The following is a 15,891-nucleotide window of genomic DNA, read 5'->3' on the forward strand; positions in this document are numbered from 1 at the left end:
TTCGAATTGCTAGAAGAACATGCAAAAGTAGTACAATTTATCGGAGTAGCGGATGGAATAACTGGACGAAAGAAACTACAAAAAATGATTTATATTGCAAAAAAACTACAGTACCCATATAAAGAAAAATATGAGTTTCATGTGTACGGACCTTACTCAGAAGAGTTAACTTTACGGGTGGAAGAGCTGTGTAACATGGGCTTTTTACAAGAAGAAAGACAAGACAAAGGTTCCTACGTTCAATACAAATACCAAATGACGGATGCCGGGGAGCATTTTACGCAAATGGCTCAAGTGGAAGAGGCAGGCCCAGCTTTACTTTCTTGCATTACCCAAATGAAAGCAAAAAGTTCTAGATTCCTTGAACTTGTATCGACATTACTTTACTTCGACCAGATGCCAAAAGAGGAACAAATCGAAAAGCTTCACGTTGTAAAAGGAAAACTAAGTTTTACAGAAGATGAAATTGAAGAAGCATTTTCATTTGTCATGAATTTAATGAATGAGCGAGCTATCCTATAGGGATGGCTTTTCATATTATTTTTTGTTGCACTGCTTTATTAAAAGCTGAATTGCTATATCTCAGATGAAGTTAACTCTTTATATAGAGAAATGGTTGCTTTCACGATAAAACTGGTTGCTCTATGACAGTTTTTAACAAAAAAAAAAACGAACCCCAAATAAAAAAGGAGTTCGAGTCTGATTACTTATCACTAAACCGTTGTCCACCGACTGCATAATGGTTTTTTGACATCTCTTCAATAAACACGACTACATTTTCTGCCGGTGCATTTACTGTTTCAACTACAGCAGTTGTCACTTTCTCAACTAGGGCTTTTTTTTGCTCTTCGGTACGACCTTCGAGCATTTTTACTGTTACATATGGCATATCATTTCCTCCTTCAGTGAAATTTTCTGTATACTAGATATCATAACAGAACGGAGGGAACATTCGAATGGGTAATGAAGAAAAACCAAAACAAAAAATAGGCTTCACTATTATAAAAAATGATCCGACAGACGGACATAAAGGATTTGGAATTGGTTCTCTTTCCTTAGAGAACGTATCACCAGTTATTGTCGATGTAGAAGAAGGCGTTGCAAGAGTAGAGATTGGCGCGATGCATGCGAGAAGTGATACCGAACGAGGGATTAAATTTACGACCAATAGAGAAGATTCAGAAGGTGGAAAACCATACTGGCTTGTTTGGGTGACAATTGACCAAAAATCAGATGGTGCCTATTATGCTGGGGTGACGGCTTGCGAAATGGTTGTCAATCGCGAAAAACGTAGAGGCTATAAAATTCTCGCAGATCATGTAAATCGCATGGATAAATCAATGAAACGACACATTCTTGTAGACTTTATGGATGATCGTTCTAAGGATATTCTAAGTGACTTTCTGCAGACGCATAATAAAGAAATGTGGGATCGAAGCGAAGAAAAACTACACCATGATTTAACAATCTAATACTTATCAATAGCCAACCAAGAAGTCAAAAATGTTTAGAATGGTTTTAATAGGTTGAATAAATGAAGAAAAAAAAGTACAATCTAATTAAAGCTTACTTTACAGTAATGCTAGGACACTTAGTGGAAGTAATTATGTATGGTCCTGTGAAATTTGTGACAACCCAATCCGAAACTTACAAGCTTTCTGTAAATACTTTCACTAGGAAAAAGCTTTCTATTACCTAATTTAGGTAGTAGAAAGCTTTTTATTTTGTAGCAAAAATTTAAAATTGATTTAGTCTCTGGTAGCCACGAGTTGATCTCGCCTAACCTGAAACTGGTCTCGAAGTGCCATTTACTGTCTAAAGCCAGCATACTTTTTGTACATTTTACCTAATTTAATTGCGAATTCTTAAATCGGTTCCTGGTTTTATTCTCCAAAAAGGGAGAATGGAAAAATGGACCATGGATGGTCATCCTCTTTGCTTTCTTCAAATGTTTGTGGTTTTAATTTTGGATCGGTACATAGTTTTGTTGGAATATCTTTTTCTTTCAAATAGATGAGTCGTTGTTTCTTACAAGCGGAAGTCGCAATTCCACCGGTTTCAATGTCAACAATGACTCCACGTATCCCAGGTGGAGAAATAAATGGTTCTACTAGTAATCCTTGATGGGCCTTTTCCATAAATTCAATCCAAACCTGCTTTGTTACTTGTTTTGCTTCGGCGTCACTCACTTGTTTTCCTTGGTCATAGCCATTCCAGACACCTGCAGTTAGTTGTGGAGAGAATCCGATTATATATTGATCGGTATTAGTTGTTCCAGATTTCGCTGCATATGGTCGTGTTTGCTTGGAACGAATACTATTTCCTGTTGCTGGAGAATAATCATTAAAAGTCGGGTCAAACATTCCAGTGAGTAAATGCGATAACATAAATGCATCTTGCTCCAACAATACTTTCTTTTCTTTCGGTTTTTCATTTTCCACATCGTAAATTATTTTGCCTTTATTATTAGTAATTTTTGTTATATAGGTTGGTTCTTTTTGGATTCCTTTATCAGAAATCGTGTTATATGCTTTCGTCATATCAAAAAGGGAGACTTCAGATGTTCCAAGTGCAGTTGCTGGAGTATTCTTAATTTCCATATCAATATTAAATCGCTTAATCAGTTGTTGGAATGGTTTATAACCAATTTGTTCAAACGTTTTTACTGCATAAATATTATCAGAAATAGCAATTGCCTGCGCCAGTGAAATTGGGTGCTCTGCGAATTCGCCATTTACATTTTTCGGTTCATATTCACGTCGGCCATTATCATAAGTGAAAACAGTTCTTTCGCTATTCATATACGTTAACGGGGAAAAACCATTTTCGAGTGCAGCGGCATATAATAAGGGCTTAATCGTGGAGCCAGGCTGTCGCTTTGCTTGCGTAACTCGGTTAAACGGACTTTCTGCAAAATTGCGTCCACCAACCATTGCCGTAACATAGCCAGTTTTCGGTTCCATGCTAATAAACCCAATTTGCAACTCACCTTCTGGCATCCACTTTTCAATTACTTCTTCTGCAACTTGTTGATGTTGTTTATTTAATGTCGTTTCAATCATCCACCCACCTTCCTCGATGCGTTGACCTTTTCTCTTTACAATTTCGCTCGCTTCTTTCCAAACTTCCTCTAAAAAGTAAGGCGCAGTTTTCTTCGTTACAACAGAATCTTCCGCTTTCAATACAAATTTTTCTTCTTTCGCCCGTTCACGTTGCGCTGTTGTTACAAATTGTTGATCTTCCATAAGTTTCAAAATTAGTTGTTGTCTGTCTACTGCTTTCTTTTCGTTTACCAAAGGAGAATAATGCGAAGGTCCTTTTGGAATAGCCATTAATAAAGCGGACTCTGATAGTGTTATATTTTTTGCGCTTTTTCCAAAATAAAACCTACTTGCGGCTTCTACACCGTACATTCCGTGACCAAAGTAGACCGTATTTAAATAACCTTCTAATAGATCTTCTTTTTCGTAAAAAATTTCTAACCGGTACGCAAATAATGCCTCGTTTATTTTCCGATTCCATGATTTTTCATGTGTTAAGAATAAATTTCGTGCGTATTGTTGCGTAATAGTGCTTGCCCCTTCCACTTTTTTACCTGCTTTTACATCCTTCAAAAGAGCAGAAGCAATTCGGGAATAATCAAATCCGTGATGCTTATAAAAGTCCTTGTCTTCCACTGCAATTGCGGCTTGAGATAGGAAAGGGGACATCTCATCCAATGAAACCCAGTAACGTCTTTGTTCTTCAAATCGATCACCAATTACATTTCCTTGATTATCTAAAAAGACAGAGGAAATAGGGACTTGAATAATAGGTGCACCAACGATTTGCGCATAAATACGAAGGGTTACAAATGCACCGGACAATGCACAAATAGCAGCAATACTAAGTAGAAAAAACCTTTTCATGCGTTTTGATCGTTTGACTTTTTTCCGATGTTGCACACGACGCATAAAAATCTACCCCGTTCTTTTTGATGTTTTCATTAGTATGAGAACAATAGATTCAAATTAAACAGAAGAAGAAAAAAGTATTGCACTTTTGTCAAAAACCTCTATACTTTCTTTGTATTTAATTTTTTAAAAAAAGTACACATAAAATATATAGTTAGAGGAGATAGATACATGGCTGGATTTTGGTTTACAGAAAAGCAAACTGAGAACTTTGGCATCACAATGAAGGTGAAACGGACACTTCATACAGAGCAAACGGACTTTCAACTACTAGAAATGGCAGAAACAGAAGAGTGGGGGAATATGCTATTTTTAGACGGCATGGTAATGACTTCACAAAGAGATGAGTTTGTGTACCACGAAATGGTTGCACATGTTCCTTTATTTACACATCCTAATCCAGAAAATGTATTAGTCGTTGGAGGCGGGGATGGTGGAGTAATCCGTGAAATTATGAAGCATCCTAAAGTGAAAAAAGCAACACTTGTTGATATAGATGGAAAAGTGATTGAGTATTCGAAAGTATATTTACCAGAAATCGCTTGTGAATTAGAAAACCCACGTGTAGACGTTCAAGTTGGCGATGGCTTCATGCATATCGCTGAGTCAGAAAACGAATACGATGTAATTATGGTAGATTCTACAGAACCAGTCGGACCTGCAGTGAATTTATTTACAAAAGGTTTCTACGCAGGAATCTCTAAAGCGCTTAAAGAAGATGGACTATTCGTAGCACAATCGGATAACCCATGGTTCAAAGCAGACTTAATCAGACAAGTACAAAAAGACGTAAAAGAAATTTTCCCAATTACAAATATGTATTTGGCTAATATTCCAACGTACCCAAGTGGACTTTGGTGCTTCACAATTGGTTCGAAAAAATACGATCCACTTCAAGTACCAGAAGAGCAATTCTTTGATATTGAAACAAAATATTATACAAAAGAGCTACACAAAGCGGCATTCGTTTTACCGAAATTTGTGAAAGATCTTGCAGGAGAATAAGCATATGAGATTTGATGAAGCTTATTCAGGAAATGTATTTATTAAAAGCAAGCAAAATTACCAAGAAGCGCAGGCAGTCATTTACGGCATGCCAATGGACTGGACGGTAAGCTATCGTCCAGGTTCACGTTTTGGCCCGCAACGTATTCGTGAAGTATCGATTGGTTTAGAGGAATATAGCCCGTATTTAGATCGCGAGCTAGATGATGTGAATTATTTTGATGCTGGTGACATTCCACTTCCATTCGGAAATGCAGCGAAAAGTTTAGATCTAATTGCAGATTTTATTCGCCAGTTAATGCAAGATGGGAAAATTCCTGTTGGAATGGGCGGCGAGCATTTAGTATCATGGCCAGTTATGAAAACAGTTGCAGACACCCACAACGACCTTGCGATTATTCATATGGATGCACATACGGATTTGCGCGTGGAATATGAAGGAGAACCGCTTTCTCACTCCACACCAATTCGCAAAATTGCAGAATACATCGGTCCAAAAAATGTGTACTCATTCGGAATTCGTTCGGGAATGAAAGAAGAATTTGACTGGGCAAAAGAAAATGGCATGCAAATTGCCAAATTCGAAGTATTGGAACCTTTGAAAGAAGTACTTCCAACGCTTGCAGGTCGACCTGTTTATGTCACAATTGACATCGATGTCTTAGACCCTGCACACGCACCTGGAACAGGAACAGTAGACTGCGGCGGAATCACGAGCCGTGAGCTACTAGCTTCTATCCACGCAATCGCAAATTCAGGAGTAAACGTAGTTGGCTTTGACTTAGTAGAAGTTGCGCCAATATACGATTCGTCTGAACAAACAGCCAATACAGCGTCGAAGTTGCTACGCGAAATGATCTTAGGCTGGATAAAATAGAAAGCTATCTACTGTTACTGCGACGAGCCTGCGCAGGAGCAAACAGCAAACACCGCTAGTAAACTACTACGTGAAATGATTTTAGGTTTTGTGAAATAGAAAGCGTAGACTGCTATTTATCGGTAAATAACTACATTAAATAGCAAGATAGAAAACGTGATGTCCTTTTTCTAGGGCATCACGTTTTTTGGTCTCCCTTTATGAAAACTGGTTGCGGTTATGAGCGGAATGGTCTCGGCAAGGGATGAATTAGTCTCGCCTAGTGCTGAATTGGTTTCGAAGTACCGAAAACTAGAAATTATAAAGTCATGTTTGTTTAATATGCATCACTTTATTTCTTCCGGAAGATTTTGCAATATAAAGTGCTTCATCTGCAAGTTTATACAATTCCATAATTGCATGTCCGTTTTCTGGGTAAGAACTAACTCCAACTGAAATAGTAATAGTTAACTGCTCGCCGGTGGAAACTTGAAAAGGTCTTCTCTCAATTGCTTGTCTAATCGTTTCTGCTATTTCGATACTTTTATCTGCAGCGATATTTGAGAGAAGGACTGAAAATTCTTCCCCTCCATTCCGAGATACGATCCCGCCCTGAGAATTAGTGGAATCTTTTATTCGAAATGCTAACTCTTTTAATACTTCATCGCCAATTGGATGTCCATAAGTGTCATTCACTATTTTGAAATGATCAATATCTAGTAAAATAAGTGAAAAACTATCATTCGTCTTTAATAGATTTTGTGCATATTCCTGAAACTTACGATTATTATATAATCCTGTCAGATAATCCGTTTCGGACATCTCTTCTATTTGGTGAATTTTATTGAAAAGATTACTTAGCTGCTTCAAAACCACAAAAACGATTGAAAAAGAAACGATGGAATACAGTATAAAACCAAGGATTGTTATAATGCTAGAAAAAGACCAGTGATGTAAATAGAATATAACAATAGAAGTTTGAATAATAGTATAGGTAAAGTAATAGGGAGCATTATGAAACGACATCGGTTTTTTCCAAATACTTATTCCTATGACAAGACCAACGATAAGAGTGTTTCCTCCAGTGATAAGCGTATTAGTTGAATAACCATACAAAAGTATGCGAAATAATCCAATAATTATTGCACTAATAATCGTAGCAAAGGGCCCGCCAAGGACTCCAGACAAGACAATAACAGCCATTCTGCCATCGACTATAACGTGTTCTGAAATGGAAACTGATTTTAATATTAATAGACATCCAGTTAGCCCGGTAAATATTCCAAGTAGAAATGGGTGATATTTTGTAGATGGAATGAAAAGATTTACCTTGTTTTGAAAAGGAATATACGTAAGAATTGCAAAAGTAAATAATATACAAAAGTTAACAATGAAATCTAATAACATTATCTTCACCCTCTCTATCAATTCTTGCGTATATTATAACTCCACTTCAAAAAATAGTGTATTCATTTTTGATTAGTTGTCATTGCCTAGCTTTTAGCCTTATAATAAAAAGGTTATAGTAAAAAATGTTCTGAAGGATGAAGATAATGTCTCAACCAATTAAAAAGCGAGTAAATATTCGCTTATTATCAACGATTCGTCATCCTGATGTCGAAAAAGAAACGTTCGATATTCAAACGACTGGGGAACTAATTTTTAAAGGGAATCAACCTTATCTAGTTTACGAAGAAGTGCAATATGAAAAAGTTGTTCGAACAACCGTGAAACTAGGTGGAAAAACGGCTTTAATCATGCGAAGTGGTGGAGTCAAAATGCGGTTGCCATTTGAAAACGGGGAGCTTCAAAAAGGAAGCTACGATACAGTTTATGGCACAATGATGATCATAACAGATACGAAGCACTTGCATTTTGAAGATGGGCAGTTCCAAGTGGAATATGAGCTATTAATAAATGATGAAGTTGCAGGTACATATACATTAGAACTAATTTATACGGAGGCGAATTAAATGAACGCAGTAGAAAAAGTACAACTGTCCATTAAAACGGCGTTGAAGGAAGCGATTATGAAAGCGGAACTTGTAGAAGCGGAGCAAATTCCTGCTATCCATTTAGAAACACCAAAAGACAAGGCTAATGGGGATTATGCAACGAATATTGCGATGCAATTAACAAAGCTAGCAAAAAAAAATCCTCGCCAAGTTGCAGAAGCAATTGTGGAAAGTCTAGACATGACGGGAACAATGATGGAGAAAATCGACATTGCAGGTCCTGGATTTATGAATATTACTGTGCGAAAAGATTACTTACAAGAAGTAGTGAAAGCTGTCTTAACAGAAAACGAAAAATATGGACGTACTACTTCAGGTGCGGGAGAAAAAGTGCAAGTCGAGTTCGTTTCAGCAAATCCAACTGGTGACTTACATTTAGGGCATGCTCGTGGTGCATCAGTAGGGGATTCCTTATGTAATGTATTAGATTTCGCTGGATATAATGTAGCTCGTGAATACTATATTAATGACGCTGGAAATCAAATCCATAATCTAGCTGTTTCTATTGAAGCGCGCTATTTTGAAGCTTTAGATTTGGAAAAAGAAATGCCAGAAGACGGGTATCGCGGTCAAGATATTATTGATATTGCTGCAGCACTTGTGAAAGAACATGGCGACAAGTTTGTATCTATGTCGGACGAAGATCGTTATAAAGCATTCCGTGCACACGGTTTAAAAGTAGAGCTTGCTAAATTACAAAAAGACTTAGCAGATTTCCGTGTAGGTTTTGATAATTGGTTCTCTGAAACATCTTTATATCAAGGTGGAAAAATTGACGTTGCACTAGATAAATTAAAAGCGAATGGTCATATATTTGAAGAAGAGGGAGCAACATGGTTCCGTTCTACTACTTTTGGCGATGACAAAGACCGTGTATTAATTAAAAGCGATGGTTCATTCACGTATTTATTGCCAGACATTGCATACCATGAAGATAAACTAGTGCGTGGCTTCGACCAACTGATCAACATTTGGGGAGCAGACCACCACGGCTATATTCCACGTATGAAAGCGGCAATTGAAGCACTTGGATATGGACGCGAAAAGTTGGAAGTATCTGTGATTCAAATGGTGCAATTATATAAAGACGGCGAAAAAATGAAGATGAGTAAGCGTACAGGGAAAGCTGTTACGATGCGTGAATTAGTAGAAGAAGTTGGACTAGATGCGGTTCGTTATTTCTTCGGCATGCGTTCAGGTGATTCGCATATGGATTTCGATTTAGACTTAGCTGTTTCTCAATCAAATGAAAACCCAGTATATTACGCACAATATGCACATGCACGTATTTGCTCGATTTTACGTTCAGCAGAAACGCAAGGACTTAAGGCATCTACCGATTCACTTGAATTATTACAAAGCGAAAAAGAATTAGACTTATTGAAAAAAATCGGTGACTTCCCACAAGTGGTAACGGACGCTGCAAAACTTCGTGCACCTCACCGTGTTGCAACATATATCCAAGAACTTGCAGCAACATTCCACAGTTTCTACAATGCAGATAAAGTACTGAATGCGGAGAACGTTCCTCAATCAGAAGCACGACTTGCCCTTGTAACATCCGCACGCCAAACGATTGCGAACGCACTTCGTTTAATTGGTGTAGCTGCTCCGGAAAAAATGTAATTCCGATCACTTCGACCTCGGTCGGAGTGTTTTTTTTTGCGAATTAAGGGTGAATCGGTCGAATAGCTCGATGAATCGGTCGAATATCTCTATTAATCGGTCGAATAATGAATATAATCGGTCGAATACAATAAATAAGAGACAGAATCGAAAAAATCTCTGTCGACAGCAATCCTATTTAAGGTATAATGAAATCGATGCATCAAGAATATTTGGAACATAAAGGTGCTTGCTAGTTTACTAGCGAGTTAAAAGGGAAGCTGGTTCAAACCCAGCGCGGTCCCGCCACTGTATGTGATAGAACTCTATCACGAGTCAGAAAACCTGCCTTTATGCGTTTACACTTTTGTACCTACGAGGATAGGTTCGTGTAAGTCAGCTTGTTATATACATAACCTAGCAGATTTATACCTATTTTATCTCTCGTTCAATGGACGAGGGATTTTTATTTGCACAAAAATGGAGGAATGACAGATGAAGAAGATGTGGCAATTATGGATAGCATCCGCATTAGCAGTATTATTGCTAGTAGGATGTGGGCAAAAAGAAGAAACACCTGTAAAAAATAATGACAATGCACAACAAGAAACAGCAGTAGAAAAAGCGGAATTTCCACTTACAATAACAGATGCAGTTGGCAATGATATTACATTAGAAAAAGCGCCAAAAACAATCGTTTCGATGATGCCAAGCAATACAGAAATCTTATTTGCACTTGGATTAAATGATGAAATCGTTGGGGTAAACGACTATGATGACTACCCTGCAGAAGCGCTTGAAAAAGAGAAAATTGGCGGTATGGAATTCAATGTGGAAAAAATTATATCGATGAATCCAGACATCGTATTTGCACATGAGTCTATGTTAGGCATGGGCGAGGCGGGATTACAACAACTTCGTGATGCAGGTGTGAAAGTATTTGTAGTGAAAAATGCTGCAGATTTCAATGAAACATATACAACAATTGAGGAGATTGGCCGTGCAACTGGGAAATTAACAGAAGCACAAAAAATTGTCGATGATATGAAAGCGAAAGTAGCAGATGTAACGGCAAAAGTAGCAAAAGTAGAAAAGAAGAAAACAGTATTCATCGAAACATCAGATGTTCCGGAAATTTACACACCTGGTAAAGGAACTTTCATGCAAGAAATTTTAAATATGTTGAATGCAGAAAATATTGCAGCAGACCAAGAAGGCTGGTTCAAAATCGAGTCGGAAGAAATTGTTAGCCGTAATCCAGATGTTATACTTGTCATGTATAGCTATGTGGATGGAATTGTAGAAAGTGTTAAATCTCGTCCTGGATTTGATACGATTAATGCAGTGAAAAATAATGAAGTCGTGCAAGTGGATGAAAATATAACTAGCCGTACAGGTCCACGTCTTGCAGATGGATTAGAAGAAGTAGCGAAAGCAATCTATCCAGAGGCTTTTAGTGAGTAAAGCCATGATCGGCTACATCTTGTCCATTGCTGCTTTAGTAGTAGCAATTTGGCTAGGTGTATCGGTCGGATCCGTAAAGGTACCGATCAGCACATTATGGGATACGGGAGCAGACGAAATTGCGACGAATATAGTTTGGAAAATTCGCATGCCTCGAGTTGTACTTGCAGGGCTAGTTGGTGCATCACTAGCCATTGCAGGTGCTGCTTTTCAAGCGTTATTTAAAAATCCGCTTGCCGATCCTTATACGTTAGGAGTGTCGTCTGGTGCCTCAGTAGGCGCCGTGGCTACGCTCTTTTTCGGTATTTCGGTGCCTTTTTTAGGAATGTATACGTTACCAGTTTTTAGTATGATAGGTGCATTAGTTACGATGCTACTCGTTATGTCATTTGCCAAACTCGTTGATCGTTCCATGAAAATGGAGACGATCATTTTAACGGGAATCATTTTTAGTTCTTTTCTGGGCTCTGTCATTTCTCTAATGATTGCACTAACAGGAGAAGAGTTACGCCAAATAATTGGCTGGCTTCTAGGGAGTGTGTCGATGCGAGGCTGGAGTTTTGTGCAAATGGCATTACCATTTATGATTATTGGCGCACTTTTATTAGGCTTGAATACAAGAGAGTTAAATGCCATGCTATTTGGGGAAGAACGTGCAAAACATTTAGGGGTTAACGTCAAACGACGAAAAATGATGCTATTAATCGGCGGCTCTATGCTAACGGGAACCGCAGTTGCAGTATCTGGCACAATTGGATTTGTAGGACTTGTTGTGCCGCATATGACAAGACTTTTATTTGGTTCCGATAACCGACATGTATTGCCACTAAGTTTTATCAATGGAGCGGCACTCCTCATCGTATGTGATTTAGTATCACGAACGATTATTTCCCCAACGGAATTGCCAATTGGTGTTATAACGGCATTTATTGGGGCACCTGTTTTTGCATTTATTTTCTTTAGACAACGGAAGAAAGGAGGCATTTAATTTGTTGAAAATAGAAGGATTATCAGGTGGGTACGAGCACAGGTTAATTGTAAAAGATGTCTCCTTTGAAGTAGGAAAAGGAGAAATGCTTGGAATTCTTGGCCCAAACGGAAGCGGGAAATCCACGTTATTAAAGGTGATGAGCGGAATTTTGCCGATGGAGTCAGGAAAAGTCTCCATTGAGGGGAAATCTCTCCAAACCTATTCACCGAAAGAGCTAGCTAAAAAAATGGCGGTGCTGCCACAATTACATAGTCATGCATTTTCCCATACAGTCAGAGACACCGTTTCACTTGGGCGATACCCGCATCAAAGTGGTTGGTTTGCTTCGTGGTCCAATGCAGATGAAGTAGCAGTTGTTGAGGCAATGAAACTGACAGCAATGGAAAAATACGAGCATCAACTATTAGATCTTTTGTCTGGCGGCGAGCAACAGCGTGTATTTGTTGCTCAAGCACTTGCACAGCAAGCTCCCATTTTGTTGCTCGATGAACCGACAAATCATCTAGACATAGCACACCAAAAGCAATTACTCGATACAATCAAAACACAAGCTATTGAAAAAGGGATTACGATTGTTAGCGTATTTCATGACATAAATCTTGCTTCTATTTACTGTGATCGACTGTTATTAATGGATCATGGAGAAATAAAAGCAATCGGTGCCCCGCATGAAGTAGTGACGAAAAGCCAAATTGAAGCAGTGTATGAAGCACGTGTCAGTACAAATCCGCACCCAGAGCGTCCAAAACCTCAAATTACCATTCTTCCAGATGTGAATGAAAAGAAGAAGGACAATCGAATAACACCAGAAAACTTTCAAGTAACTGGAGATTTAGTAATATTCCAATCGGAAACACAGCTGAAAACTTGGTCCTCTGCGGTAATCAATGCAGGAAGCGGCTGGTATAAAAATTTCGTTAACAGGAGAGTGGATGCTAACTATGCCTGTGATAATGTGCAAGAAGAAATGTTAGTATACCTTGCGAATAAAGGATTTTCTGAAGCGGATACAGTTGGTATGATGACCGCAGTAAATACTAAGGACGCCATAATAAAAGAATATGACACACCATTTGGTAGCATTGTCATCATGGTTACAGCTGGTGTTGGAAATGCAGTAGACGTATCTAGAGCTCACGAAGTAGAAATGCTACCAGCAATTGGGACGATTAATACATGGATCATTGTGAACGGAGAGCTTTCGGATGAAGCATTTATTCAATCTGTCATAACGGCAACAGAAGCAAAAACGAAAGCACTAGCATTCGAACAAGTGAAAGATCCACGTACTGGAACAATTGCCACAGGCACTTCCACCGATAGCGTATTAGTAGCAGCGACGCAACGTGGAATGACTATTCCATACGCAGGTCCAATTACGGAAATCGGTAAAAACATAGGCCGAGGCGTGTATGAATGCACAGTAGAAGCAATCCAAATTTACAAAAAAGCGAAAGGCTGGGTGTAAATAATGGGTCCGCATATTATTGCTATAGCAATTGGTCTACTAGTAGACAGAATCATCGGGGACCCACCAAATTGGCCACATCCTGTACGATGGATCGGTTCCCTAATTTCGAAACTCACAGACTGGCTGAATAAAGGAAGGGCTCGAAAAGCGAAAGGATTTCTACTTGTTATCCTAGTCGTTGGAATCACATTCTTTAGTACAGTTGCTATGTTAATCGGTGCGTATTCCATTCACATATGGGTTGGTATTGCAGTTGAGAGTATTTTAATCGCCTCGGGACTTGCACAAAAAAGTCTAAAAGAAGCGGCAATGGATGTATATAAACCTTTAATGGCAAAAGATTTACCTACTGCTAGACAAAAGCTTGCATGGATTGTCGGTCGTGATACAGAGGAATTAGATGAGAAGGAAATTACAAGAGGTGTCGTAGAAACGGTATCTGAAAACATAAGCGATGGAATTACTGCACCACTTTTTTATGCATTTCTTTTTGCGGGTGCACCAGGGCTATGGTTGTATAAAGCAATAAACACACTCGATTCCATGGTCGGCTACAAAAATGAAAAGTATGAGAATTTTGGTTTTGCCGCTGCAAAGTTAGATGATATTGCAAACTACATTCCAAGCCGTTTAACGGGATATATTATTATGCTTTGGGGAAAAAAAGAAAGTGCCTTACCTTTTGGGGAGCGCATGAAAGGCTGGTGGCTTGATGCGAAAAAACATCCAAGTCCAAATAGCGGTTATTTAGAAGCTGCAACAGCTTACCAATTAGGAATACAACTCGGTGGAATAAATACATATAAAGGTGTCGTATCAAATCGAGCGCTAATGGGAGTTGGAGAGGTGACATTAACACCTCACCATATATTAAGTACAATATCGCATTTGAATACAGCTGTTTTTCTATTTTGGCTTTGGATGATGGTCATTGGAGGGATTTTATTTGTCATTACCTAATCACGGAGCAAATGCTCATCACTTATTTGAAAGTCTCCGTATGAAAATGCCTGAAAAGGTGATTGATTTCAGTGAAAATGTCAATCCAATAGGTCCGCCAGCATTTGTGAAAGACCGCTGGGAATCGTACGAAGACTTAATCACAAAATACCCAGATCCTCATGGAGAACCATTTTTATCGGCAGCTGCGAACTATCATGATGTGCATGTTAAAAACGTTATGGTTGGAAACGGAGCAGCTGAAATATTTGCAAGTCTTGCGAAACGATACGAAAATAAACGGGCTATTCTGATACACCCGACCTTTTCCGAATATGCAGCAACACTTGACCCTTATCATGTGTACATAAAAGAAATCATTGCAACGCAAGGGCTACCACTAGATGAAGTATTCGATGAAATCGAGTTTGCAGAAGTAATTTATATTTGCAGACCGAATAATCCGACTGGCTATTTGGCTCCTTTAGAAGAAATTATCCAAATTGCAACATATGCCAAGAGATATAAATGTGAAGTCATTTTAGATGAAGCATTTCTTGATTTCATTGATGAAAGGGAATCGTTTATTCCGTATTTGAATGAATTTCCGAATGTCATTGTAGTGCGTTCGATGACGAAAATGTATGCGATTCCTGGCTTGCGGCTTGGTTATGCGATAGCGAGTGAAAAGATAGTTAGCGAAACTCGTTCAAAAATGCCTCATTGGAATAGCAATGCGATCGCAACGACAATTGGTGCAGCGTGTTTACAAGAAGAGGAATACCGAATGCAGGCAATTTCTTTCGCGAAAAACATGCGAGAACAATTTACTGCGTTTCTTGAAAACTGGAATTGTGTGGTGCTTCCATCTAGAACGAACTTTCTTTGTTTTCAACTACCAGAGCCAACTCAATCAAAGAAATTCTTTGTGTTTTTATTAGAAAAAGGTTGTGTACTGCGTCATACAGAGAATTTTAAAGGGCTTGATGGAAAATGGTTTCGAGTTGGAATGAAAAAAAACTCGCAAATGATGCACTTGCAAAAGGAGATGACCGCATGGTTCGAGGAAAACTTGTCTTCATAACAGGCGGTGTCCGTAGCGGAAAAAGTAGCTTTGCCGAACATTATTTAATGAATGAGCAAGTAAAACGAAATGTGTATGTCGCTTCTGGAGTTGCAGTAGATGGTGAAATGAAAGAACGAATTGCAAGACACCAAGCGGACCGGGAAAATTATCCGGTCGAATGGGCGACTATTGAGCAACCATGCAATTTCGAACAAATTATCCCGCAAATTCAAGAAGGAGACGGCATCCTTTGGGACTGTGTCACCACTTGGCTTGCCAATGAACTTTATAATAATGATATGGAAAAAGTCGAAAAGGCACTATTTGAAACAGTCGAATACTTAATGCACAAAGCAAAAGTAATTGTCATTGTTTCCAATGAAGTGCTTGATGAACCTTTATCCAAATATGAAAGCGTTGTCCTTTATCAAAAATGGATTGGACGAATTCACCAGCAACTTGTTGCGAAAGCAGATCATGCTTTTGAAATGGAATATGGATTAAGTCATCAGTGGAAATGAGGAAT

The 15,891-nt window shown here is 38.6% G+C and carries 16 protein-coding genes and 1 riboswitch; of the genes, 13 read left to right on the forward strand and 3 right to left on the reverse strand.

Annotated elements, in window-relative coordinates; translation table 11 throughout:
* Positions 1 to 6 precede the first annotated feature (6 nt).
* Positions 7 to 522, forward strand: a complete 516-nt coding sequence (locus ACEPXD_RS03145) for a YwgA family protein (protein WP_391119865.1) — start codon at positions 7 to 9, stop codon at positions 520 to 522.
* Positions 523 to 703: 181 nt separating this feature from the next.
* Here ACEPXD_RS03145 and ACEPXD_RS03150 read toward each other — a convergent pair whose 3' ends face one another.
* Positions 704 to 889: a 2-hydroxymuconate tautomerase gene (locus ACEPXD_RS03150; RefSeq protein ID WP_391119867.1), complete on the reverse strand. Its 186-nt coding sequence runs from the start codon at positions 887 to 889 to the stop codon at positions 704 to 706.
* A 67-nt stretch (positions 890 to 956) separates the two neighbouring features.
* Here ACEPXD_RS03150 and ACEPXD_RS03155 point away from each other — a divergent pair, with 67 nt between their 5' ends.
* The gene (locus ACEPXD_RS03155; protein WP_391119869.1) at positions 957 to 1,472 is read left to right on the forward strand and encodes a YwhD family protein; all 516 of its coding nucleotides are present in this window, start codon (positions 957 to 959) and stop codon (positions 1,470 to 1,472) included.
* Positions 1,473 to 1,534: 62 nt separating this feature from the next.
* Positions 1,535 to 1,699 (forward strand): hypothetical protein, encoded by a 165-nt coding sequence (locus ACEPXD_RS03160; RefSeq protein WP_391119871.1) that lies wholly within the window; start codon positions 1,535 to 1,537, stop codon positions 1,697 to 1,699.
* A gap of 184 nt (positions 1,700 to 1,883) precedes the next feature.
* Here the strand turns inward: ACEPXD_RS03160 and ACEPXD_RS03165 are convergent, their stop codons facing one another.
* Complete coding sequence (locus ACEPXD_RS03165) at positions 1,884 to 3,953, reverse strand: transglycosylase domain-containing protein (protein ID WP_413790116.1); 2,070 nt, start codon at positions 3,951 to 3,953, stop codon at positions 1,884 to 1,886.
* 171 nt (positions 3,954 to 4,124) lie between these two features.
* Between ACEPXD_RS03165 and speE the strand changes: the two genes are divergently transcribed.
* A complete protein-coding gene (gene speE / locus ACEPXD_RS03170) occupies positions 4,125 to 4,958 on the forward strand; it encodes a spermidine synthase (RefSeq protein ID WP_391119875.1) in 834 nt (277 codons plus the stop codon).
* 4 nt (positions 4,959 to 4,962) lie between these two features.
* Positions 4,963 to 5,835 carry an agmatinase gene (speB, locus tag ACEPXD_RS03175; RefSeq protein ID WP_391119877.1) on the forward strand — a complete coding sequence of 291 codons (873 nt, stop codon included), beginning with the start codon at positions 4,963 to 4,965 and terminating at the stop codon, positions 5,833 to 5,835.
* A gap of 306 nt (positions 5,836 to 6,141) precedes the next feature.
* On the opposite strand, the gene ACEPXD_RS03180 is transcribed toward speB, so the two are convergent.
* Positions 6,142 to 7,221 (reverse strand): diguanylate cyclase, encoded by a 1,080-nt coding sequence (locus ACEPXD_RS03180; RefSeq protein WP_391119879.1) that lies wholly within the window; start codon positions 7,219 to 7,221, stop codon positions 6,142 to 6,144.
* 146 nt (positions 7,222 to 7,367) lie between these two features.
* Here ACEPXD_RS03180 and ACEPXD_RS03185 point away from each other — a divergent pair, with 146 nt between their 5' ends.
* From ACEPXD_RS03185 to ACEPXD_RS03220, 8 genes are all read left to right on the forward strand, one after another.
* Positions 7,368 to 7,787 carry a DUF1934 domain-containing protein gene (locus tag ACEPXD_RS03185; protein ID WP_391119881.1) on the forward strand — a complete coding sequence of 140 codons (420 nt, stop codon included), beginning with the start codon at positions 7,368 to 7,370 and terminating at the stop codon, positions 7,785 to 7,787.
* Positions 7,788 to 9,455, forward strand: a complete 1,668-nt coding sequence (argS, locus tag ACEPXD_RS03190; protein ID WP_391119883.1) for an arginine--tRNA ligase — start codon at positions 7,788 to 7,790, stop codon at positions 9,453 to 9,455.
* A gap of 206 nt (positions 9,456 to 9,661) precedes the next feature.
* Positions 9,662 to 9,802: riboswitch (cobalamin riboswitch) on the forward strand.
* A 127-nt stretch (positions 9,803 to 9,929) separates the two neighbouring features.
* Positions 9,930 to 10,898, forward strand: coding sequence for an ABC transporter substrate-binding protein (locus ACEPXD_RS03195; protein WP_391119885.1), 969 nt, complete (start codon positions 9,930 to 9,932; stop codon positions 10,896 to 10,898).
* Between the two features lie 4 nt (positions 10,899 to 10,902).
* Entirely contained in the window at positions 10,903 to 11,886 is a 984-nt protein-coding gene (locus ACEPXD_RS03200; protein ID WP_391122976.1) for a FecCD family ABC transporter permease, read from the forward strand.
* 1 nt (position 11,887) lies between these two features.
* Positions 11,888 to 13,357 (forward strand): adenosylcobinamide amidohydrolase, encoded by a 1,470-nt coding sequence (locus ACEPXD_RS03205; protein ID WP_391119886.1) that lies wholly within the window; start codon positions 11,888 to 11,890, stop codon positions 13,355 to 13,357.
* A gap of 3 nt (positions 13,358 to 13,360) precedes the next feature.
* Positions 13,361 to 14,320, forward strand: a complete 960-nt coding sequence (cbiB, locus tag ACEPXD_RS03210) for an adenosylcobinamide-phosphate synthase CbiB (protein WP_391119888.1) — start codon at positions 13,361 to 13,363, stop codon at positions 14,318 to 14,320.
* A complete protein-coding gene (locus ACEPXD_RS03215; protein WP_391119890.1) occupies positions 14,307 to 15,383 on the forward strand; it encodes a pyridoxal phosphate-dependent aminotransferase in 1,077 nt (358 codons plus the stop codon). Before cbiB ends, ACEPXD_RS03215 begins: the two co-directional genes overlap by 14 nt.
* Positions 15,356 to 15,886: a bifunctional adenosylcobinamide kinase/adenosylcobinamide-phosphate guanylyltransferase gene (locus ACEPXD_RS03220; RefSeq protein WP_391119892.1), complete on the forward strand. Its 531-nt coding sequence runs from the start codon at positions 15,356 to 15,358 to the stop codon at positions 15,884 to 15,886. The genes ACEPXD_RS03215 and ACEPXD_RS03220 overlap by 28 nt, the downstream gene beginning before the upstream one ends.
* The last annotated feature ends 5 nt before the right edge of the window (positions 15,887 to 15,891 follow it).

Origin of the sequence: Psychrobacillus sp. L3 (assembly GCF_042945595.1) — a bacterium.
Taxonomy (GTDB): Bacteria; Bacillota; Bacilli; order Bacillales_A; family Planococcaceae; genus Psychrobacillus.

What these genes read in the sequence shown, in the direction of transcription:
- ACEPXD_RS03150 (WP_391119867.1), bottom strand. Translation starts at nt 889, where the DNA reads ATGCCATATGTAACAGTAAAAATGCTCGAAGGTCGTACCGAAGAGCAA.
- ACEPXD_RS03155 (WP_391119869.1), top strand. Translation starts at nt 957, where the DNA reads ATGGGTAATGAAGAAAAACCAAAACAAAAAATAGGCTTCACTATTATA.
- ACEPXD_RS03160 (WP_391119871.1), top strand. Translation starts at nt 1,535, where the DNA reads ATGAAGAAAAAAAAGTACAATCTAATTAAAGCTTACTTTACAGTAATG.
- ACEPXD_RS03165 (WP_413790116.1), bottom strand. Translation starts at nt 3,953, where the DNA reads ATGCGTCGTGTGCAACATCGGAAAAAAGTCAAACGATCAAAACGCATG.
- speE (WP_391119875.1), top strand. Translation starts at nt 4,125, where the DNA reads ATGGCTGGATTTTGGTTTACAGAAAAGCAAACTGAGAACTTTGGCATC.
- speB (WP_391119877.1), top strand. Translation starts at nt 4,963, where the DNA reads ATGAGATTTGATGAAGCTTATTCAGGAAATGTATTTATTAAAAGCAAG.
- ACEPXD_RS03180 (WP_391119879.1), bottom strand. Translation starts at nt 7,221, where the DNA reads ATGTTATTAGATTTCATTGTTAACTTTTGTATATTATTTACTTTTGCA.
- ACEPXD_RS03185 (WP_391119881.1), top strand. Translation starts at nt 7,368, where the DNA reads ATGTCTCAACCAATTAAAAAGCGAGTAAATATTCGCTTATTATCAACG.
- argS (WP_391119883.1), top strand. Translation starts at nt 7,788, where the DNA reads ATGAACGCAGTAGAAAAAGTACAACTGTCCATTAAAACGGCGTTGAAG.
- ACEPXD_RS03195 (WP_391119885.1), top strand. Translation starts at nt 9,930, where the DNA reads ATGAAGAAGATGTGGCAATTATGGATAGCATCCGCATTAGCAGTATTA.
- ACEPXD_RS03200 (WP_391122976.1), top strand. Translation starts at nt 10,903, where the DNA reads ATGATCGGCTACATCTTGTCCATTGCTGCTTTAGTAGTAGCAATTTGG.
- cbiB (WP_391119888.1), top strand. Translation starts at nt 13,361, where the DNA reads ATGGGTCCGCATATTATTGCTATAGCAATTGGTCTACTAGTAGACAGA.
- ACEPXD_RS03220 (WP_391119892.1), top strand. Translation starts at nt 15,356, where the DNA reads ATGGTTCGAGGAAAACTTGTCTTCATAACAGGCGGTGTCCGTAGCGGA.